This window comes from Streptomyces sp. NPDC048417, from assembly GCF_040651615.1.
Lineage (GTDB): Bacteria > Actinomycetota > Actinomycetes > Streptomycetales > Streptomycetaceae > Streptomyces.
The window spans coordinates 119,100-139,800 of record NZ_JBEZKI010000017.1; the positions used below are offsets into that span (position 1 = coordinate 119,100).

13 protein-coding genes are annotated in these 20,701 nt (G+C 72.5%); 3 read left to right on the forward strand and 10 right to left on the reverse strand.

Annotated elements, in window-relative coordinates:
- Positions 1 to 147: 147 nt before the first annotated feature.
- From AB0D59_RS26495 to AB0D59_RS26530, 8 genes are all read right to left on the reverse strand, one after another.
- Entirely contained in the window at positions 148 to 1,635 is a 1,488-nt protein-coding gene (locus AB0D59_RS26495; protein WP_362570335.1) for a protein kinase, read from the reverse strand.
- A 38-nt stretch (positions 1,636 to 1,673) separates the two neighbouring features.
- Positions 1,674 to 2,279 (reverse strand): hypothetical protein, encoded by a 606-nt coding sequence (locus AB0D59_RS26500; protein WP_362570036.1) that lies wholly within the window; start codon positions 2,277 to 2,279, stop codon positions 1,674 to 1,676.
- Positions 2,280 to 2,745: 466 nt separating this feature from the next.
- Positions 2,746 to 3,468 carry an HNH endonuclease family protein gene (locus tag AB0D59_RS26505; protein ID WP_362570039.1) on the reverse strand — a complete coding sequence of 241 codons (723 nt, stop codon included), beginning with the start codon at positions 3,466 to 3,468 and terminating at the stop codon, positions 2,746 to 2,748.
- A gap of 265 nt (positions 3,469 to 3,733) precedes the next feature.
- Positions 3,734 to 4,078 carry a hypothetical protein gene (locus tag AB0D59_RS26510; protein WP_362570041.1) on the reverse strand — a complete coding sequence of 115 codons (345 nt, stop codon included), beginning with the start codon at positions 4,076 to 4,078 and terminating at the stop codon, positions 3,734 to 3,736.
- A gap of 216 nt (positions 4,079 to 4,294) precedes the next feature.
- A complete protein-coding gene (locus AB0D59_RS26515) occupies positions 4,295 to 4,510 on the reverse strand; it encodes a hypothetical protein (RefSeq protein WP_362570044.1) in 216 nt (71 codons plus the stop codon).
- 327 nt (positions 4,511 to 4,837) lie between these two features.
- Positions 4,838 to 8,371, reverse strand: a complete 3,534-nt coding sequence (gene mfd, locus AB0D59_RS26520; protein WP_362570047.1) for a transcription-repair coupling factor — start codon at positions 8,369 to 8,371, stop codon at positions 4,838 to 4,840.
- Between the two features lie 384 nt (positions 8,372 to 8,755).
- Positions 8,756 to 11,335, reverse strand: a complete 2,580-nt coding sequence (locus AB0D59_RS26525) for an FtsX-like permease family protein (RefSeq protein ID WP_362570049.1) — start codon at positions 11,333 to 11,335, stop codon at positions 8,756 to 8,758.
- On the reverse strand, positions 11,332 to 12,120 hold the full coding sequence (locus AB0D59_RS26530) for an ABC transporter ATP-binding protein (protein ID WP_362570052.1): 789 nt from the start codon (positions 12,118 to 12,120) through the stop codon (positions 11,332 to 11,334). Before AB0D59_RS26530 ends, AB0D59_RS26525 begins: the two co-directional genes overlap by 4 nt.
- A gap of 447 nt (positions 12,121 to 12,567) precedes the next feature.
- Between AB0D59_RS26530 and AB0D59_RS26535 the strand changes: the two genes are divergently transcribed.
- The 3 genes from AB0D59_RS26535 to AB0D59_RS26545 all read left to right on the forward strand — a co-directional run bounded on the left by AB0D59_RS26535 (position 12,568) and on the right by AB0D59_RS26545 (position 16,306).
- A complete protein-coding gene (locus AB0D59_RS26535; protein ID WP_362570055.1) occupies positions 12,568 to 14,061 on the forward strand; it encodes an MFS transporter in 1,494 nt (497 codons plus the stop codon).
- A gap of 227 nt (positions 14,062 to 14,288) precedes the next feature.
- Positions 14,289 to 14,699 carry a DUF485 domain-containing protein gene (locus AB0D59_RS26540; RefSeq protein WP_362570058.1) on the forward strand — a complete coding sequence of 137 codons (411 nt, stop codon included), beginning with the start codon at positions 14,289 to 14,291 and terminating at the stop codon, positions 14,697 to 14,699.
- Positions 14,696 to 16,306 (forward strand): cation acetate symporter, encoded by a 1,611-nt coding sequence (locus AB0D59_RS26545; protein ID WP_362570061.1) that lies wholly within the window; start codon positions 14,696 to 14,698, stop codon positions 16,304 to 16,306. The genes AB0D59_RS26540 and AB0D59_RS26545 overlap by 4 nt, the downstream gene beginning before the upstream one ends.
- A 49-nt stretch (positions 16,307 to 16,355) precedes the next feature.
- Here the strand turns inward: AB0D59_RS26545 and AB0D59_RS26550 are convergent, their stop codons facing one another.
- Both AB0D59_RS26550 and AB0D59_RS26555 read right to left on the reverse strand, forming a co-directional pair.
- Positions 16,356 to 17,228 carry a cellulose-binding protein gene (locus AB0D59_RS26550; protein ID WP_362570338.1) on the reverse strand — a complete coding sequence of 291 codons (873 nt, stop codon included), beginning with the start codon at positions 17,226 to 17,228 and terminating at the stop codon, positions 16,356 to 16,358.
- A 328-nt stretch (positions 17,229 to 17,556) separates the two neighbouring features.
- Positions 17,557 to 20,694: an SUKH-4 family immunity protein gene (locus AB0D59_RS26555; protein WP_362570063.1), complete on the reverse strand. Its 3,138-nt coding sequence runs from the start codon at positions 20,692 to 20,694 to the stop codon at positions 17,557 to 17,559.
- Positions 20,695 to 20,701: the final 7 nt, after the last annotated feature.

Consider the following 20,701-nt stretch of genomic DNA (forward strand, 5'->3'; position numbering starts at 1 on the left):
TGACGATTGCCGTCGTCGCCCGGAGGGCGGCCTCGCGGCGTCAGGTGCGTGCTCTCGGCGTGCCGGGTGGGGGCACCTCCCACGCCCTCAAGGCAGTGGGGGAACGTACATGGCGTCGTAAGGCAGACGGGAATTGTCAGACAGGCCCTAGCGCCGCACCTGCCCCAGCCACTGCAGTGTCCGCCGGACCTCGCCCGCCATGGGATGGCCGGGCCCGTGCAACCGTTCCACGTCGAACAGCAGCCGGGTGAGCGTGTCCTGCGCGGCCGGCCGGTCGCCGAGCGCGAGCAGCAGATGCCCCATCCGGCGGCGCACGTCGTGCGCGAGCTGCGGATCGCCGGCCACGTACTGGTTTTCGTAGTACGGCAGCAGCGCGCGGTACTCGGCGAGCGCCGCGGCCGGTTCGCCGAGCTGTTCCAGGCACTGGGCGGTGTCGTAGCGGAAGCGCAGGGACTGCGGGTCGGCCTGACCGGCCTCGGCGGCGCGTTCGTCGGCGAGCCGGCGCAGTTCGGGCAGCGCGCGCCGGTACTGGCCGTCGTCCATCAGGGTGGCCGCGTACTGCTTGCGCAGGGTGCGTACGACCGTGGAGCGCTCGCCGTGCTGGTCGGCGGCGACCGGCAGGATCGCGCCCAGGATGTCGACGGCCTGGGTGATGCGCCCCTCCCCGAGCAGCCGCTTGACCTCGTCGACGGCCGCGGCGACCTCGGGCCTTTCCGGTACGGCGGCCACGGGGGCGGCGGGCTGGGGCGCGGGCATCCGGGCGCGGTCCGGCCAGGGGGCGTGCGGGCGCAGGAAGGGGCGCGTGGGGTCCAGGGGCGCCCCGGTGTGCATGCCACGCGCGGGCAGGAGCGGGACGAGGTTCTCGTACACCTCCTGCGCCGAGCCGGGCCGGTGCTGCGGGTCCTTGGCGAGCAGCCGCAGCACGAGCGCCTCCAGCGGCTCGGGCACCTCGGGACGGAGCCGGCGCACCGGCACCGGCTGCTCGTACAGATGCCGGTGCAGCACGCCGAGCGAGGTGGAGCCGGCGAACGGCACCTCCCCGCTGAGCAGTTCGTGCAGCAGCACCCCGAGCGCGTACAGGTCCGTGTACGGGCCGACCGCGCCGCCCATCGCCTGCTCGGGCGCCATGTAGGCGGGCGAGCCGATGGGGGTGCCGGTGTGGGTGAGGCGGGTGGTGTCGGTGTCCATCACGGAGGCGACACCGAGGTCCAGGACGGTGATGGTGCCGTCCTGCTTGACCATCAGGTTGCGCGGCTTGAGGTCGCGGTGGACGATCGGCACGGCGTGCACGGCGCTCAGCACGGCGCACAGTTGTGCGGCCACCGCTACCGCCCACGGCCACGGGTACGGATCGTGCTCCGCGAGGTGCCCGGCGAGGTCGATGCCGTCCACGTACTGCATGACGAGGAACAGCTCCTCGCCCTCGGTGCCCGCGTCGTGCACGGTGACCAGGCCGGGATGGTCGACCTGCGCGGTCACCCGGCACTCCCGCAGGAACCGGCGGCGCAGTTCGTCGGCGTCCGCGCCCGCCACCTTGTCGGGGCGCAGCAGCTTCACCGCCACGCGCCGGTCGAGCCGCTGGTCGTAAGCCGTCCAGACCTGACCCATGCCGCCCTGCCCGATGAGCGTGGACAGCTGGTAGCGGTCGGCGACGACCCGTCCTGTCGCCACGGTCACCTTCCGCCCTCGTTGCGGCCGTCGTGCTTGCGCAGATAGTCACTGAGCTCGTCGAGCTCGGCACGCACCTGCTCGATCCGCGCGGGCGCCGGACGCTGGGGCGGCGCGGGTATCGGGAGCTGGGAGACCGGCGGCCGGGGAACCGGGGGCACGGTGTGCGGGGGCGGGGTGCCCAGGGGCGTCGTCGCCGTGGTGTACGGGGAGGCGGGGGGCGGGTAGCCGTACGCCTGCGCTGCTGTCTGCGCCGCGTACGCCTCGCGCCGCCGCTGGAAGTGGCGTACGTCGGCGGCGAGGTAGTAGACGACTGTGGCCAGGAGCACGCCGAACAGCAGCGTGATCCCCAGATAGCCGCCGGGCGTGTGCACGTCGTCGCCGGGTTCGGTGGCCAGCAGCACGATGCTGAGGACGTCAGCCACGGCCACCGCCACCAGCAGGCCGTAGTCCGCCGATCTGCGGGTCACCGTGGCCAGCCGGAGCATCATCACCCAGGCCAGGAAGCCGACGCTGAACACCCCCAGCGCCACGAACACCACGCGCAACAGGACCAGTACTGCGTCGTGCGGCGGCCGCTGCACCGGCTGCACATGGCCCTGGCCTTGCATGATCGCTCCTGTATTGCCTGAAATAGGGCGTACGTGCCCGTCCGGTGCGTCCACTTGCGAACAACACCGGTCGCGCGGTGGTCGCTTCGAGCATATGGCCCGACACCGACGCGCGGTCCGGGTTGTATCGAACCGTTGTGTGCCGAGCGCGGAGCGGGGACGCCCACGCCCCGGCGCGGGCCGTCGGATGGGGTTGCGCGGGCGGGTGGTGCGCGCGGGCGCGAAGGCGCGGACCAGGGGAGCCGGCGTGCACCAAGGGGTGCGCGCCGAGTGGTGTGGCGTGCGGTGTCAGAGCGGCGGATGCGTCCACGCGTTGGGCCCGGCGCGCACCCCTTGGTGCACGGCGCGCGCGGCGCATCCGCGCACACCCCGGTTCACCGCGAACCGGGGTGTGCGCGCCGGGTACCTCGACGGAGCCCACGGTGCCGAACGGTTTCGTCGCGGCGCCGATGCGCGAGCCGTCGCGTCAGTGGGCCTTGAACCGGGACGGCGCCTTGGTCGGGTTCCCGCCCGCGGGGAGCTTCTGGCCGGGGCAGGTGGCGAGGACCTTCTTCATCGCGGCCTTCTCGGCGGCGGTGACCCACAGGCCGTACTTCTTCTTCACGGCCACCTGCGCGGCGACGTAGGTGCAGCGGTAGGCCTTGTCGGACGGCAGCCAGGTGGCCGTGTCGCCGTCGCCCTTGCCGCGGTTGGCGCTCGCGTCGACGGCCAGCAGGTTGAGCGGGTCGTTGGCCAGGGCTATGCGCTTGCTGGCGTCCCAGTACTTGGCGCCCTTCTGCCAGGCGTCAGAGAGGGCGACGAGGTGGTCGATGTCGACCAGGCTCCGGCCGCGCTTGTAGGTGACGTCCTTGCCGGAGTAGGGGTCCGGGTCCAGCACGCCGGAGGAGACCTTGCAGTCGCCGTCGGTGAACTTCACCTCCTTGAGGTCGCGCTTGAGTATGTCGTCCCGGGTGTCGCAGGAATTGGAGTCGGTGTCCGCCCAGGCGGAGCCGAACTTCTCCCGGGTGTATCCGGTCTTCGGTGCCCGGCCCTTGACGGTCAGCGCGTCGGCGGCGGTCAGCGCCGCTCCCCCGCCGCCCGTGCCCGTGCCCTGGGCTCCCGGACTCCCCTTGTCCTGCAGGTCCTTGCAGCCGGCCACAGCGAAGATCACGACGACAGCGATGACCGCCCCGTCCCTCAGACGCGTCACGTGCGCCCCCTCTTCTTTTTTTCCCGCCTCCACGTGGGCGGATCTCTCCTGGCTCACGGTAGCCGTCGCACGGTTCACGCCGAATGGGATCCAAAAGGGTGAATGACAACCAACCCCCCCTTATCGGAACCGCTTTGACGTACCGGGAGAAGCCCGAGCGGTACGCCTTCGCGCCCGCTCACACCACGCCACGGCCGTACGCCGCACCGCACGCCTTACCTGCCCGCGGCGCGCCAAACCGTCTGGGGCGGCCGCCGTGCCGCGGTCAGCGCAGGATCGGCGGTCCGAAGGTCGCCGTGGCGGTCGCGTCGGCGGCGAGGTCCGGTGTGCAGGGGTTGTTGACGCCGGTGCAGGGGCTCGACCGCCCCTTGAAGGAGAAGCCGGCGTCGGTGATGGTCGCGGTCAGGGACAACGCCTCGGTCGTGACGTCGAACTTGCAGTTCCACGTGTCGGCCGGGCCGTCGCAGGCCGCGCCGGCGGGAACCCCGCCGATGGTGACGTGCCGGTCGGACGCGCCCACGAGGGCGACCGTGAGGTGGACGTATCCGGTGCCGGTCAGGGCGGCCGCGACGGTGTTCTTCCCCGAGGTGACCGTCAGGGCGCCACTCACGGGCCCCGTCGTGGGCGGTGAGAACTCGGCGGTCACCGTGCACGTGGCCCGGGTGGCGAGCCGGGTCGGGCAGGAACTGCCGATCGCCGCGAACCCCGAGTCCGATGGAGCGGTAGAGGATCCGCCGGTAGGGCTCGGACTTGCGGACCGGTAACCCGAAGCGGTCCTCGCGCTGTTCGGCCGGGCCCCGCGAGGCCGGCGTGTCCAGGGTCTCGGCTACGTACGTGAGGTCGGCCATCTGGCCGAGCAGGCCGGCGGGCAGCAGGACGCCGCCGACCAGGGTGAGCACCGCCGGCGCCCGTTCGCCTGGGGGCCCACGGCCGAGATGCTCAGCTCGTCCAGGACCGCCGGGTCGGACTCCGCACGGGTGGCGAGGTCGGCGAAGGTGCGCCCGTCGAAGCGGACGAGGGCGGCCGCCCCGCGCTCGCGCATCGCTCTGTGCACCAGGAGCTGGTGCCCGCGGCACACGAGGTACGGCGTTGGGCTCGCCCCCGGTCCGTGCGGGAGCCGGACGAGCCCCGGGCCGATCGGGTGCAGTGGCAGGCGCGTGACGCGGGCGCCGTGCCGGTCGGTCGGTCGGTTGGTTGGTCAGCGTGACGCCGAGATCGCCGAAGGCGACGCTGTTCATTCCTCCCCTGGGAATGAACGGGGCGCCTGGCAGGCGCCGATGCGTCAACGATGGGGAGTGGGCGCGGCCAGAGTCAAGGAATCCGACAAAAGCCGCGCCTCAGCGGTCCCGCGCGCCGGGGACCGACGGCCCTACGAGCCCAGCACCGACGCCAGGAACTCGCCGACCCAGCCCAGCAACTCCCGCCCCACCAGCGGCTTTCCGCCCACCTTCGCGGTCTTCGGGCGGGGCACCAGCACCTGGTGGGCGGCCGGCTTGATGACGGTCCCCGGGTACAGACGCTTGAGCCGCAGCTCCTGCGATTCGCGCAACTCGACCGGAGCGAAACGGATGTTGGTGCCCTGGAGCACGATCTCGCCGACCCCGCACGCGCGGGCGAGCATCCGCAGCCCGGCGACGAGGAGCAGGTTCTCCACCGGCTCGGGGAGCTTGCCGTAGCGGTCGGTGAGTTCCTCGCGGACCGCCTTGATGTCCTCCTCGGAGTTGGCGGAGGCGATGGACCGGTAGGCCTGGAGGCGCAGCCGCTCGCCGGGCGCGTAGTCGTGGGGGACGTGCGCGTCGACGGGCAATTCGATCTTGACCTCCAGCGGCGGCTCTTCCTCGATCTCCCCGGTCTCCAGCTGCCGTCGGTAGTCCGCGACCGCCTCGCCGACCATCCGGATGTACAGGTCGAAGCCGACGCCCGCGATGTGCCCGGACTGCTCGCCGCCGAGCAGGTTGCCGGCGCCCCGGATCTCCAGGTCCTTCATCGCCACGTACATGCCGGCGCCCATCTCGGTGTGCTGGGCGATGGTGGCGAGCCGTTCGTGCGCGGTCTCGGTGAGCGGCTTCTCCGGCGGGTACAGGAAGTACGCGTACCCGCGCTCCCGCCCGCGGCCGACGCGACCGCGCAGCTGGTGCAGCTGGGACAGGCCGAAGGTGTCGCCGCGTTCGACGATCAGGGTGTTGGCGTTGGAGATGTCGATGCCGGACTCCACGATCGTCGTGGAGACGAGGACGTCGAACTTCTTCTCCCAGAAGTCGACGACGACCTGTTCCAGCGCCGACTCCGACATCTGGCCGTGGGCGGTGGCGATCCGCGCCTCGGGGACGATCTCGCGGAGGCGGGAGGCCGCGCGGTCGATGGACTCGACCCGGTTGTGGATGTAGAAGACCTGGCCCTCGCGCAGCAGTTCGCGGCGGATGGCGGCGCCGATCTGCTTCTCCTCGTACGGGCCGACGAAGGTGAGCACCGGGTGCCGCTCCTCCGGCGGGGTGGTGATCGTGGACATCTCGCGGATGCCGGTGACCGCCATCTCCAGGGTGCGCGGGATCGGGGTCGCGGACATGGTCAGCACGTCGACGTTGGCGCGCAGCTTCTTCAGCTGCTCCTTGTGCTCGACGCCGAAGCGCTGCTCCTCGTCGACGACGACCAGGCCGAGGTCCTTGAACTTGGTCTCCGAGGAGAACAGCCGGTGCGTGCCGATGACGACGTCGACGGCGCCCTCCCTGAGGCCCTCCAGGGTCGTCTTCGCCTCGGTGTCGGTCTGGAAGCGGGAGAGCGCCTTCACGCTCACCGGGAACTGCGAGTACCGCTCGGAGAACGTCCCGAAGTGCTGCTGCACCAGCAGGGTGGTGGGCACGAGGACGGCGACCTGCTTGCCGTCCTGTACGGCCTTGAAGGCGGCCCGGACCGCGATCTCGGTCTTGCCGTAGCCGACGTCGCCGCAGATCAGGCGGTCCATGGGGACCGACTTCTCCATGTCGTCCTTGACCTCGGCGATGGTGGTCAGCTGGTCGGGGGTCTCCGCGTACGGGAAGGCGTCCTCCAGCTCGCGCTGCCAGGGCGAGTCGCCGGCGAAGGCGTGGCCGGGGGCCGCCATGCGCGCGCTGTAGAGCTTGATCAGGTCGGCGGCGATCTCCTTCACGGCCTTCTTGGCGCGTGCCTTGGTCTTCGTCCAGTCCGCGCCGCCCAGGCGGTGCAGGGTGGGGGCCTCGCCGCCGACGTACTTGGTGATCTGCTCCAGCTGGTCGGTGGGGATGTAGAGCCGGTCGCCGGGCTGACCGCGCTTTGCGGGGGCGTACTCCACGACCAGGTACTCGCGGGTGGCGCCCTGCACGGTGCGCTGCACCATCTCGATGTAGCGGCCGACGCCGTGCTGCTCGTGGACGATGTAGTCGCCCGCCTCCAGGGTGAGCGGGTCGATGATCTTGCGGCGGCGGGCCGGCATCCGGGCGCCGTCCTTGCCGGCCGCCTTCTGGCCCGACAGGTCGGTCTCGGTGAGGACGGCGACTCTGAGCGCCGGGTCGACGAAGCCGTAGTCGATCGAGCCGCAGGAGACATGCACGACCGAGGGGCTCAGCTCGTCCAGGTCGACGTCCAGGCGGGCCGCGATGCCCTCGCCGCCGAGCACCTCGACGGTGCGGGAGGCGGGACCGTGGCCCTCGGTGACGTACACCGTGCGCCAGCCGTCGGCGAGCCAGCCCTTGGTGTCGGCGAGGGCCTTCGCGGTGTCGCCGCGGTAGGTCTCCGGGGCGTGCATGCCGAGCTTGAGGGTGTCGGCGGACAGCTCTTCGTCGGCGGCGAACGGCGACACCGACCACCACATCATGTCCCGCTCGCGCGCCCGGTCGCGGACGTCCGCGATGGACCACAGGGATGCCGCGTCGACGTCGATGGGCGCCTCGCCGCCGCCCGCGGTGGCCGCCCAGGAGGCCTGCAGGAACTCCTGGCTCGTGGCCACCAGGTCGGCGGCGCGGGTGCGGACCCGCTCCGGGTCGCAGACGACGGCCATCGCGCCCTCGGGCAGCACGTCGAGCAGCAGCTCCATGTCGTCGACCAGGACCGGGGCGAGGGACTCCATGCCCTCGACCGCGATCCCCTCGGCGATCTTGTTCAGCAGCTCGCCCAGCTCCGGGTGCTCCTCGGCGAGGGCACGTGCGCGTGCGCGGACGTCGTCGGTGAGCAGCAGCTCGCGGCAGGGCGGCGCCCACAGGCCGTGCTCGGCGACCTCCAGGGAGCGCTGGTCGGCGACCTTGAAGTAGCGGATCTCCTCGACGTCGTCGCCCCAGAACTCGACGCGCAGGGGGTGTTCCTCGGTGGGCGGGAACACGTCCAGGATGCCGCCGCGCACGGCGAACTCGCCGCGCCTCTCGACGAGCTCCACGCGCGCGTAGGCGGCGGCCGCCAGGGCTTCCACGATGTCGTTCAGATCGGCGCTCTGCCCGGTGCGCAGCGCCACCGGCTCCAGGTCGCCCAGACCCTTGACCTGCGGCTGGAGCACGGACCGTACGGGCGAGACGACGACGGAGACCGGGCCGGTCTCGGGGTCGTCGGGGCTCGGGTGGGCGAGACGGCGCAGCACGGCGAGGCGGCGGCCGACGGTGTCGCTGCGGGGGCTGAGCCGCTCGTGCGGGAGCGTCTCCCAGGAGGGGTACTCCACGACGCCCTCGGACGGCAGCAGCGTGCGCAGGGCCGCGGCCAGGTCCTCGGCCTCGCGGCCGGTGGCGGTGACCGCGAGCACGGGGCGGCCGGTCTCGCGGGCCAGGGCGGCGACCGCGAAGGGGCGGGCCGCGGGGGGGCCGACCAGGTCGACGTGCATGCGGTTGCCGTCCGAGGCCGCCTTGATCGCTTCCGCGAGTGCGGCGTCCTTGACGACGACGTCGAGCAGACCGTGCAGGCTCATTCAGGGCGGCTTTCGTCGGGGGGTGGGCAACGCGAAGTGCCCGGCGCGGGCTGCGACCGGGGGGTCTCCAGCGTACGTCGACGCGTCGGCGTGTGCCGGGGCTGTGGATAACCTCCGTCGCCCGGTGCGGCGCCGCGCGTCTCGGTGGCCGTACCAGGGGGCTTCGCCCCTGGACTTCCGAAGCCTACGCCCGGCCGCCGCCCGACTCGGCCGGTCGAGAGGCCGGGCCCGACAAGACACGTACCCGGCGCCGGAGAGTCCCCCAAGACTCCCCGGCGCCGGGCCGTCCCCCGCAACCCCCGTATGCGGTGGTCTCTCAGTCGGTCCCGTCGGTCCCGTCGGTCCGCCAGTCCCGCCGGTCCCGTCGGTCCCGTGTCAGTCCCGTCAGTCCGTCGCGATCGCGTTCAGGACGTTCATGCGGCCCGCCCGGAACGCCGGGACCAGGGCGGCGAACAGGCCCACGAAGGCCGAGCCGAGGAAGACCCCGATGATCGTCGGCCAGGGGATCTCCAGGACCTTCAGGCCCTGCAGGGCGAGCAGCTTCTGAGCGGTGGCACCCCAGCCCATGCCGAGCCCCAGGCCCAGCAGGGCGCCGAAGAGGGCGATCACCACGGACTCCATCCGGATCATCCGGCGCAGCTGCCGCCGCGACAGACCGATCGCCCGCATCAGGCCGATCTCCCTCGTCCGCTCGACCACCGAGAGCGCCAGGGTGTTCACGACACCGAGGATCGCGACGATGATCGCCAGGGCGAGCAGCCCGTAGATCAGGTTGAGCAGCTGGCCGATCTGGTCCTTCAGCGCGTCCTTGTAGTCGGTCTGGTCACGCACGGTGTACTGCGGGTAGTCGTGCAGCGCGCTCTTGAGCGACTTGTAGGCGCTGTCCTGCTGCCCCTCCTTGGCGGTGGCGAAGACCAGGTCGTCGAGCGGCATCTTGTCGGCCGGCACGTACTTGGCGAGCGTGGCGATCGACATGTACTTGGATCCGGCGTCGATGAGGCCGTCGCTGCTGGTGATCGCCCGGACCGTCAGCCGGGCCGTCCGCCCCTCCTTGAACTTGAGGGTGATCTTCGAGCCGAGGTGGATGCCGTGCGCCTTCGCGAACTTGTCGTGCACGGACATCGAGTCCGGCAGATAGGCGTCCGCGAGGTTTCCGGCGACGGTCTTGGTGCGCAGGTCGGTCGCGTACGTCGGGTCGGCCGCCGTGATGTCGGTGTCCTTGAGCGTCTTGCCGTCGGGGGTGGTGTAGTCGGCCTCGGTGACCCGGTACTCGGTGACCCGGGCGAGCCCCGGGGTGTCCTTGACGGCCTTGACCGCCTGCGGGGTGATCCGCTGACCGCTGTCGGACTGGATGATGTAGTCCGTGCCTACGGTCTTGTCGAGCTGGTCGGTGGCGGAGGCGACCATGGAGGAGCCGACCACCGAGAGACAGGCGACCAGCGCGAGCCCGATCATCAGGGCGGCGCCCGTCGCACCGGTACGGCGCGGGTTGCGCAGCGCGTTGCGTTCGGCCATGCGCCCGACGGGGCCGAACATCCGCAGCAGGACGGCGCCCAGGACCCGCACGACGGCGCCCGCGAGCAGCGGGCCGATGACGACGAACCCGATCAGCGAGAGCACGATGCCGAGGCCCAGCCAGGCGGCGCCCTGCGACGCCTTGTCGGCTTCCGCGGCCAGGTAGAGGCCGTAGGCGCCGCCGGCGGTCAGCAGGAGGCCCACCAGGGCACGTATGCGGCCGGCCCTGGCGTCGGTGGGGGCGCCCGCGTCGCGCAGCGCGGCCATCGGGGAGACCTTGCCGGCCCGTCGCGCGGGCAGGTAGGCGGCCAGGACGGTGACGACGACCCCGAGGACCAGGCCGAGCGCCGGGGTCGTCCAGGCGACCGTCAGATCGCTGGTCGACAGGTGCATGCCTATCGAGCCCATGAGCTTCATCAGCGCGACCGCGATACCGACGCCCGCGCCGACCCCGAGGACCGAGCCGACCACGCCGAGCAGCAGCGCCTCGACGAGCACGGACCGGTTGACCTGGCCGCGGCTGGAGCCGATGGCCCGCATCAGGCCGATCTCGCGGGTGCGCTGGGCGACCAGCATGGAGAAGGTGTTGATGATCAGGAAGATGCCGACCAGGAAGGCGATCCCGGCGAAGCCGAGCATCGCGTACCTCATGACGTTCATGAAGCCCTCGACGTCCTTCTGGTTGGCGTCGGCGGTCTCCTTGGCGGTCTGCACCTGGTAGTCGGCGCCGAGTTCGCCGGTCACGTTCTTCTTCAGCTGCGCGTCGGTGACACCGGACGCGGCCGTCACGTTGACGTTCGTGAAGACACCGCTCTGCCCGACGAGCGTGCGCTGCGCGGTCTTCGTGTCCAGGTAGAAGATCGCGGCACCGGGGTTGGTGACGGTGAAGTCGGCGATGCCGGAGATCTTCGCGGTGTGCGTGCCGACCGCGCTGATCACGCCGATCTCGTCGCCGAGCCCGAGGTGGTGCTTGTCGGCGGTGTCGGCGTCCACCATGATCTGGCCGGAGTTCTCCGGCGCCGCACCGGAGGTGATCTTCATGGTGCGGGCGTCGTTGGAGTTCCAGCTGCCGACGATGGTCGGCGCCCCGCTGGACGGCGACAGGCTGTCCTTCTTGGCGTCGACGACGGTCACGGACGTCGAGAAGACCGTCCCCTCGGCCGCCTTGACGCCGTCCGCCGCACGGACCTTGGTGACCACCGAGGCCGGCATGACCGGCGGCTTGCCGTTGTCGGAGGTCGTCTCGCCGGTGTCGGAGGCGCCCTTGGCGCTGACCGTCACATCGGACGAGGTCGCCGCGAACAGCTTGTCGAACGTCGTGTTCATCGTGTCGGTGAACACCAGCGTGCCGCACACGAACGCCACCGACAGCAGCACGGCGACCGCCGACAGGGCCATGCGTCCCTTGTGCGCGAAGAAGTTGCGCATGGAGGTCTTCATGACGGTCATGACGTACGCCCCCGCGCGTCGAAGTCCTTCATGCGGTCCAGGACGGTGTCCGCCGTCGGCTTGAACATCTCGTCGACGATCCGGCCGTCGGCGAGGTAGAGCACACGGTCCGCGTAGGAGGCGGCCACCGGGTCGTGCGTGACCATCACGATCGTCTGCCCCAGGTCGTCGACGGAGCGGCGCAGGAAGCCGAGGACCTCCGCGCCCGCACGGGAGTCGAGGTTTCCGGTCGGCTCGTCACCGAAGATGATCTCGGGGCGCGCGGCGAGGGCGCGCGCCACGGCCACGCGCTGCTGCTGACCGCCCGAGAGCTGCGTGGGACGGTGCTTGAGCCGGTCCGCGAGCCCCACGGTGCCGACCACGCGCCCCAGCCACTCCTTGTCGGGCTTGCGCCCGGCGATGTCCATGGGGAGCGTGATGTTCTCCAGCGCGTTCAGCGTCGGCAGCAGGTTGAACGCCTGGAAGATGAACCCGATCCGGTCCCGGCGCAGCTTCGTGAGCTTCTTGTCCTTCAGGCCGGTGATCTCGGTCTCGTCCAGGTAGATCTGACCGCTCGTCACGGTGTCGAGTCCGGCGAGGCAGTGCATCAGGGTGGACTTGCCGGACCCCGAGGGGCCCATGATCGCGGTGAACTGCCCCCGCGCGATGTCCACGTCGACGTGGTCGAGAGCGACGACACGGGTCTCTCCGGACCCGTACGCCTTGACGACCTGCCGCGCCCGCGCGGCAACGGCCGTACGCCCTCCAGTACCCCCGTGCCTGGGAATGGTCACAGCCGATGTCACGGTATGTCTCCTAAGTCGGTCAGCGAGAGAACAGCGCGGTGCCGCGCTCTGCTGCGAAGCGTTCGGTACGACGATGAGTCTCGCGGTGTGCGGCGTTGCTCCGCGCTGGTGCGAAGCCCCGTCTTTCCCGGGGGGTAAACCCCACCCCCGCCGGTTCGGTCAACCGCCCCCCGGCGGCGTAAAGCCAGGTTAAGGACGACAGGGGTGCCGTCTCCTCCTCCGGCGGGACGAACCCTCCCCGAGCCGTAGTACGGAGAACCCCCTAGGGGATGTCCACCGCCGGGTGGAGCCCTTCTCCGGGTTCGGCTCCACCTTTCGGTGCGGTCAGCCTCCCCCCTCTCCTCGCGTGAGGGTCAAGCGGATGCGCACTCCCGCCAGGTCGGGGCGGATGGGAAGCTGTCGCACACGACATAGATGCAAGGGGAACGCATGGGGAGAGGATCCGGCGTGGAGAACACCAGACCCGCGATACGCGCGGCCGGGCGCGATGCCGGGACGGGCCGGCGGGGGGCCGTGGTGGCCGCCCTGATGCTCGCGATGGCACTGGCCGCGCTCGACTCCACCGTCGTCTCCACCGCCGTACCGCAGATCGTCGGCGACCTCGGCGGGTTCTCCTTCTTCTCCTGGCTGTTCTCCGGCTATCTGCTGGCCGTGACGGTGACGCTGCCGGTGTACGGCAAGCTCTCCGACACCTTCGGCCGCAAGCCGGTGCTGGTCGCGGGGGCCGTGGTGTTCCTGCTGGGGTCGCTGCTGTGCGCGGGCGCCTGGAACATGGCCGCGCTGATCGCGTTCCGGATCGTGCAGGGCCTGGGCGGGGGCGCGCTGCAGGGCACCGTGCAGACCCTGGCGGCCGACCTGTACCCGCTCAAGGAACGCCCCAAGATCCAGTCCAAGCTGTCCACGGTGTGGGCGGTCTCCGCGGTCGCCGGGCCGGGGCTCGGCGGGGTGCTGGCCACGTACGCGGACTGGCGGTGGATCTTCCTCATCAATCTGCCGATCGGCGCGGCGGCGCTCTGGCTGATAGTGCGTCATCTGCACGAGCCGGAGCGCGCGCCGCGCACGCCCCCGCGGGTGGACTGGGCGGGCGCGCTGGCGGTCTTCGCGTGCGGGGGCGTGCTGCTGACGGCGCTCGTGCAGGGCGGGGTGGCGTGGGCGTGGTGGTCCGCGCCGTCGTGCGCGCTGTTCGGCACCGGGCTCGCGCTGGTGGGGCTCGTGATGTGGATCGAGCGCCGGGCCGCGGAGCCGATCATCCCGGGCTGGGTGTGGCGCCGTCGTACGATCGCGGCTGTCAACCTCGCGCTCGGCGCGCTGGGCCTGCTGATGGTGGCGCCGACGGTGTTCCTGCCCACCTACGCGCAGTCGGTCCTCGGTCTCGCGCCGGTGGCCGCCGGATTCGTGCTGTCGGTGTGGACGCTGAGCTGGCCGATCTCGGCGGCGCTCAGCCAGCACGTGTACCGGCGCATCGGCTTCCGCGACACCGCGCTGCTCGGCATCGGCGCGGCCGCGCTGATCCTGTTCGCTTTCCCCTTCCTGCCCTACCCCGGCGCCGCCTGGCAGCCGACGCTGCTGATGCTCGTGCTGGGCGGCGCGCTCGGCCTGTTCCAACTGCCGCTGATCGTCGGCGTGCAGTCGACGGTGGGCTGGGAGGAGCGGGGCACGACGACCGCGTCGGTGCTCTTCTGCCGGCAGACCGGGCAGACGATCGGCGCCTCGGTGTTCGGCGCCATCGCCAACGGGGTGCTCACGGCCCACCTGGGCGGCGCCGGCGACCTCGACTCCGTCACGCGCGCGCTGGACGACGGAACCGCCCCCGAGTCCACCCGCCACGCGATCGCCTACGCGGTCCACGCCGTGTACTTCGGAGCGGCGTGCGCGGCGGCACTGGCGTTCCTCGTCCTGCTGTTCGTCGCACCGCGACGCTTTCCGGTCCTCACCGACTGACACCTGACCCTGCGTCAACACGGCCCTCGAGAAGGAACTCCGATCCCTCGGTTAACGCGGGTAACACCCGAGGTCAGACGCGCTCTCGCCCAGTAAGCGCATACCGGTCGACCAGTTGGCGGAAAAGACCGCGAGCCTCGGCTACTTGCGAGTAGGGTGCGTGACCCCGCTCCCTCCTCTCCCTGCGGTCCGCCGCCACGGACCCGAGCCACGCAAGGAGCACCGGGATGTCCCAGGACCCTTCCCCGCGCGATCCGTCGTACCTCACCTACCCCTGGCAGCCGCTGCCGCCGGAGCCGCCGGCGCCCCGTCATGTGCCGCACCGGGAGCCGGTCGGCCACCACAGCGACCTGCGGGTGCTGCGCGCCGCCTACCGCCTGCAGCGGCGCACCGCGACCCTCACCGCGCTCGGCTACTTCACCCTGTTCCTCGTGCTGTCCGCGTTCGCCCCGCGCGTGATGACGAGCACGGTCACCGACGGCGTACCCGCCGGCCTGCTCCTCGCCCTCCTCCAACTGCCCGTCACCTGGCTGGCGATCGCCCTGTACGAGCACACCGCGCGCCGCCACGTCGACCCGCTCGCCGACCGCATCCGCAGAACGGCCGAACTGGACGCCAGGCGAGGAGCCGTACGGTGACCGGCTTCAGCGACTCCGCACAGTCCATGTCCCTGGTCGCCTTCACCGCCGTCGCCACGCTCACCCTCCTGCTGTGCGTGCTGACCGGCCCGGACCGCGACGACCTCGACGCCTTCTACACCGGCTACGGCTCCCTCTCCCCGCTGCGCAACGGCCTGGCCATCGCCGGCGACTACATCTCCGCGGCCACCGTCCTCGGCACCGGCGGCGTGATCGCCCTGTGCGGCTACGACGGCGTCGTCCTCGCCCTCAGCACGGCACTGTCGCTGATGCTGCTGATGTTCCTGCTGGCCGAACCGCTGCGCAACGCGGGCCGGTTCACCATGGGCGACGCGCTGGCCCGCCGGATGCCCGGCCGGTGCGTACGGATCACGGCCTGCGCGGTGACCATCGCCGCCCTGCTGCCGCTGATGCTGGTCCAACTCGCCGGCGCCGGCCAGCTGATGGCGTTCATCCTCGGCTTCTCCGACGAGTCCGTGCAGACCGGCTGCGTCATCGGCCTCGGCGCGCTGATGATCAGTTACGCGGCCATCGGCGGCATGAAGGGCACCGCCCTCATCCAGATCCTGAAGATCGTGATGCTGCTCGGTTCCGGCACGGTGGTCGCCCTGCTGATCCTGCACCGTTTCGACTGGGACCCCGGCGCGCTGCTCGCCGCGGCCGCCCGGGGCAGCGGCGCCGGAACCGCCTACCTGCACTCCGGACTCCAGTTCGCCGCCGGACCCGACCCCCGGCTGGACATGATCAGTTCGGAACTGACCATCGTCCTCGGCGGCGCCTGCCTGCCGCACATCACCATGCGCATGTACACCGCCGCCGGCGCCCGCCAGGTCCGCCGCTCGATGTCCTGGGCCGTGTCGGGCGTCGCCCTGTTCGTCCTGATCATCAGCGTCGTCGGCTTCGGCGCCACCGCCCTGGTCGGCCGTACCGCCATCGCCGCCGCCGACCCGCAGGGCAACACCGCCTATCTGCTGGGCTCCCGAGCGGCGTTCGGAACCGACGTGTCGACGGCGGGAACCCTGCTCTTCACCACCGTCACCACGGCGATCTTCCTCACCCTGCTCGCCTCCGTCGCCGGCATGATCCTCGCCTGCGCCAACTCCCTCGCCCACGACGTCCTCGCGACCCGCGCCCAGGAGACACCGGCCCGGCGGGAGATGAAACTCGCCCGCGTCTGCGCGGTCGCCATAGGAGTCCCCACGATCCTGCTGGCGACCCTGGTCCAGCACCACAGCCTCCAGCCCCTGGCCACCCTCTCCTTCTGCCTGGGCGCCTCCGCCCTCGCACCCGCCCTGGTCTACGGCCTCTTCTGGCGCCGCTACACCCGCACCGGCCTGATGTGCACCCTCCTCGGCGGCACCCTCACCGTGCTCCTCCTGATGCCGGGCACGAACCTGGTCTCCGGTTCGCCGGGTTCCGCCTTCCCGCACGCCGACTTCAACTGGTTCCCCTTCACCACCACCGGCATCGTCTCCATCCCGGCCGGCTTCCTCCTGGGATGGCTGGGCACGGTCGCCTCCGGCCGGCGCGGGGCGGCGGAACAGCGTCGGCAGTACGAGGCGGTGGAGGGCTGGATCCTCGCGGGGGCCGGGCGCCGGGGGGCTTGAGCGGGTGCGGTGGGTTGGGTTGGGGGCGTGAGAGGGCGGGGGCGGGGCGCTATTCGGCCGTCGCACGCCCCGTCAGGGACATGAGGCTGTCGCGCATGTGGTCCATGTGCGCCTGTACGTCGTCCCAGGTCTCCCCGTGCTCGCGCAGCACCCGCTCGGTATCCCGAGCGATGCGCTCCTCCCGGACCCGCGCCTCCGCGAGAATCTCGTCGGCACGCACCCGCGCCGCCTCCTGGGAACGGTGCTCCCACTCCTCCGCCTCGCCCAGGGCACGCTTCGCCTCGGACAGGGCGGCCTCCGCGCGGGCGATGCGGTCGGCGGTGTCCGCGTCGACCGCGGCGGCGCGCGCGACCTCCTCGCGCTCCGCCTCGGCCCAGCGCTCGGCGTGCTCCCGGGCCTGCTCGGCGAGCATCCCGGTGGTGCGCTGCCGCACCTCGCGCAACGCCGCGAGGGCCTCACCGCGCGCCTCCTTCACCTCCAGCCGGGCGCCGATGCGGATCTCGTCGGCCTCGGCGCGCGCGGCGAGAAGCAGCTGGCGGGCGCGCTCCTCGGTGTCCGCGCGGAGCGCGTCCGCCTCCTCCTGCGCCGCACAGCGCTCGTTCTCGGCGCACGTCTGCGCCTGCACAACCCCGTCGGTCAGAGCGCGCCGAGCGTTGTCACGGACGGCCGACGCCTCGTCCACCACAAGCCGGAACACCCGCTGCGCGCGGTCCCCGAGCGTCTCGTAGGTCTGGGGCGGGAGCTGCTCGACGACGGCACGCATCCGCACGGCCTCCGCCTCCATGTCCTTGGCGAGCACGGTGAGCCGCGCGGCACGCTCCCACGCGGCGTCCCTGTCCTGCGAGAGCGCCACCAGGAACGTGTCGACCTGCTCGGGGCGGTAACCACGCCCCCGGACGGTCACGAACTCGTACGGCGACATCGATGCGCTGCTCACCCTGGAACCCCTCTCCGCCGGACCCGCACGAAATGATGATTTCGCGCACATCTTGATGGATAGGGCGTAAGTGTTCATAACGCGACACTCCGCAGACATGTCACGGCCGTAGCGTCGTGCGTCGTATCGAGGCCCGCGAGAGCACCCGAGAGCACCAGGGGCGTGAAACGCACTGCCGCGCGCCCCGCGGTCGCGGTACCGGCTCAGCGCGCCGCCGACCGACCCGGTCCCGGGCCAAGGCGTGCACACGCGCGTGGGGGCCGGCCCGGTCACCCGACCGGGCCGGCCCCCACCGGCCGTTCCTACCGCCGCGCTACAGCAGTCCGTCCCACATCTGCTCCAGCAGCACCGACCACCAGCTCTCCGGCGAACCGAGCGCCGCCGGGTCCAGCGAGGCCAACTGTGCCTGGAAGTCGACGGTCCAGCGACCCGCCTGCTCCTGGTTCAGGCCGAACCTGAGCCGCCACATCCGGCCCAGCAGCGCCAGGCAGCGCGCGAACTCCGGCAGCCCGGTGTTGACGAACTGCGGCGGCACGGACGCCCCGCCCGGCCCCGCCTCCACAGGCACGGCCACGATGTTGGCGGTGCCGTACTGCACACAGATCGCCTTGCCGAAGTCGGTGCCCATCACGAGGTACGACCCCGCGTCCGGCGCCGGCTGCACCCCGCGCTCCTGCGCCAGCTCCGCCAGCGTCGGCACCGGACGGCCCGGCTGGGCCTGCGCCCAGAAGAACGGCCCCATGTCCAGCGGCAGTCCCGCCGCGACCAGCGTGTGCGCCACGATCGGCGGCACACCCTGCCGCGACACCGCCGCCTGCTCGAACCGGAACACGCCCGGCCCGAACGCCGCACCCAGCTCCTGCGCGATCGCCTCGGGCGGGATCGGCGGCGCCGCCTGGACCTGCGGCAACGGCGCCCGCACCGGCGCGGGCCGCGCGGGACCCGCCGCCACCTGGTGCAACTCGCCCTGGTGCGCCAGCAACTGCCGCATCCCCTGCTGCCGGCTCGCGTGATCCGTCCCGTACGGCGCGATGCTCGCGAGCCGCGCCTGCGGCCACTGCTCCCGGATCATCCGCGCGCAGTAGGCACCCGGCAGCTCGCACGGCTCCAGCTCCGTGTGCAGCTCCAGCACCTGGCCCGGCGGCACGTTCATCGCCCGCAGCTCGTGGTAGATCTGCCACTCCGGGTGCGGCGTCCCCGGCGCCGAACGCCGGATCAGCTGCTGCTCCGAACCGTCCTGCGCGCGGTAGCGCAGCACCGCCTGGTAGCCGGGGCCCACGGTCGGCTGACCCTGCTGCGGGTAGCCGTACGCCGACGGCTGCTGCCCCGGCACGGGCTGCCCGGGCGGCGGCATCGCACCGGCCGGCATCGGCGGCGGCATCTGCGGGGCGCCCGGCGGCATACCGGGGGCGCCCGGGGCCGCGGGTACGCCGGGGGCGGGCGGGGGCAGCGGTGCGCCCGGGGCGCCCACCGGCGGCGCGGCCAACACGGTCTCCGCGTGGTGGACCGCCTCACGCGCACCACCGGCGGAGCCCTGGGCACCGGGCGCGGGAGGCACGCCGGGGGCGCCCGGAGCTTGCGGTGCGCCTGGGGCGAAAGGTGCACCCGGGGCGTGCAACGGCGGCGGTGCGCCGGGCGCCGGGGGTACACCCGGGGCGCCCGGTGCTCCAGGAGCGCCGGGCGGATTCGGCATGCCCGGGGCTCGTGGGGGCTGAGGTGCGCCCCCTCCCATCCCGCTCGAGTCGGCCAGCATCGTGGCCGACCGATGGACGTCGCCGGGGGGCGCGCCACCCGGAGCGCCCGGCGCACCGGGCGGGTTGGGGGCGCCCGGCGGAGTCTGCGCGCCCTGCGCCTGCGCCGGCCCCTCAGGCCCCTCGGGACCCAACGCCGACACCATCTGGGTCGGCGCATACCCGCCCGCCGGCACACCCGGCGCGGGCGGCTGAGACGTGCCCCCTGGGCGTGCGCCCGGGGTTCCCGGGGCGCCCGGGGGCGGAGGCGGCGCACCGGCCGCACCACGCGCCTTGCGCGGCGGAGGTGCGGCCCGGCTCGTCGCCGCGTCCGCTATGTCACTGGCGTTCGGTGCCAGCGGGCGGCTCGGCGCGGCCGGACCCGCCGGAGGCCGGGGCGCGCTCGGAGCACCGGCCGGCGCCTGCGGGTAGCCGTAGCTCGGGGCGGCGGGGCCCTGCGGATAGCCGTAAGAAGGCGCGGGCGGAGCCGCGGGCGCCGGCGCAGGGGCCGACGCGCCCGGCGCGGGCGGAGCCGGAGCCGCCGCCGGCCCCTGCGGGTAGCCGTACGTCGGGACGCCCGGCGGAGGCGGCGGAGGCGTGCTGTCCTGCGGCGCGCCGGGCGCGGCGGCCGCACCGTGCGCCCCGGGTGCACCCGGCACCCTCGGCGCACCAGCAGCTCCGGGCGCCCCCGATGCACCCTGCACGCCGTGCGCGCCCTGCACACCCGGCGCGCTCGCGTCGTCGAGCGCCGGAGACACCGCCGTGCGCGGCAGTTGGCTGCCCCCCGTCATCAGCGCCGTCTCGGCGTCACCCAGCGCACCGTCGCCGGAGTCGCTCAGCGGCGGCGCGAACACCGTCGCGGGCAACGGCACGGAACGGTCCTCACCGGCATCGGCGTTCGTGTCGGTGCCCGCCCAAGGAGTCGCACCGGCAGGCACGTTGGGCACCCCGGGCGCACCAGGCGCACCAGGCGCACCCTGCGCCCCGGCAGCCGCCCCCGCGCCCGCACCCACTCCGGCGCCACTCGCGCCACCCGCACCGCTCCCGGCCACCGGCCAGGAAGCCCCACTACCCCCTGCCGGACCAGCCCCGCCACCAACCCCACCAACCCCACCGGCGCCTGCCGGCACCCCCGCCTGCGTCTCCGCAAGCCCACCGGAACCCATCCCCGACCCCACGCCGGAGCCCGCACCGACCCCCACACCGGAACCCATTCCTGAGCCCGCCCCGGCCCCTACACCTGAGCCCACACCTGAGCCCACACCAGTCCCCGCACCCGAACCCACCCCGGACCCCCCGGCCACCTCCTCGGCCGACGCCCCGTCACCCCCCGATCGCCGATCCGGAATACCCAGCTTGTCCGCCGCTTCCTGGAGCCACTCCGGCGGGCTCAACAGGAACGAGGTCTGGTTCAGGTCGACCCGTGCCGCGGGCGCCGGTACCGCGTCGGCGACCTCCGCCTCACGGCCGTACTCCTCCTCGTACCGGCGGATCACCTCGCCCACCGGCAGCGCCGGCCACAGTGTCGCGTCGCCGCTGTCCCGGGCGATGACCAGCCGCTGCCCGCCCGCGTCCGAACGCGGGCCCTCCGCACGGTCCTCGCCCCACACCACGAACCCGAGGCCGAACTCCCGTACCCGCACCTCGCGGTGCTGGTACGCCGGCACGTCGCCGTTGATCCACTCCTCCGCGCGCTCCTGCGCCTGCGCGAACGTCACCATGCCGAAA

What these genes read in the sequence shown, in the direction of transcription:
- AB0D59_RS26500 (WP_362570036.1), bottom strand. Translation starts at nt 2,279, where the DNA reads ATGCAAGGCCAGGGCCATGTGCAGCCGGTGCAGCGGCCGCCGCACGAC.
- AB0D59_RS26515 (WP_362570044.1), bottom strand. Translation starts at nt 4,510, where the DNA reads ATGCGCGAGCGCGGGGCGGCCGCCCTCGTCCGCTTCGACGGGCGCACC.
- mfd (WP_362570047.1), bottom strand. Translation starts at nt 8,371, where the DNA reads ATGAGCCTGCACGGTCTGCTCGACGTCGTCGTCAAGGACGCCGCACTC.
- AB0D59_RS26525 (WP_362570049.1), bottom strand. Translation starts at nt 11,335, where the DNA reads ATGACCGTCATGAAGACCTCCATGCGCAACTTCTTCGCGCACAAGGGA.
- AB0D59_RS26540 (WP_362570058.1), top strand. Translation starts at nt 14,289, where the DNA reads ATGTCCCAGGACCCTTCCCCGCGCGATCCGTCGTACCTCACCTACCCC.
- AB0D59_RS26550 (WP_362570338.1), bottom strand. Translation starts at nt 17,228, where the DNA reads ATGTCGCCGTACGAGTTCGTGACCGTCCGGGGGCGTGGTTACCGCCCC.
- AB0D59_RS26555 (WP_362570063.1), bottom strand. Translation starts at nt 20,694, where the DNA reads ATGGTGACGTTCGCGCAGGCGCAGGAGCGCGCGGAGGAGTGGATCAAC.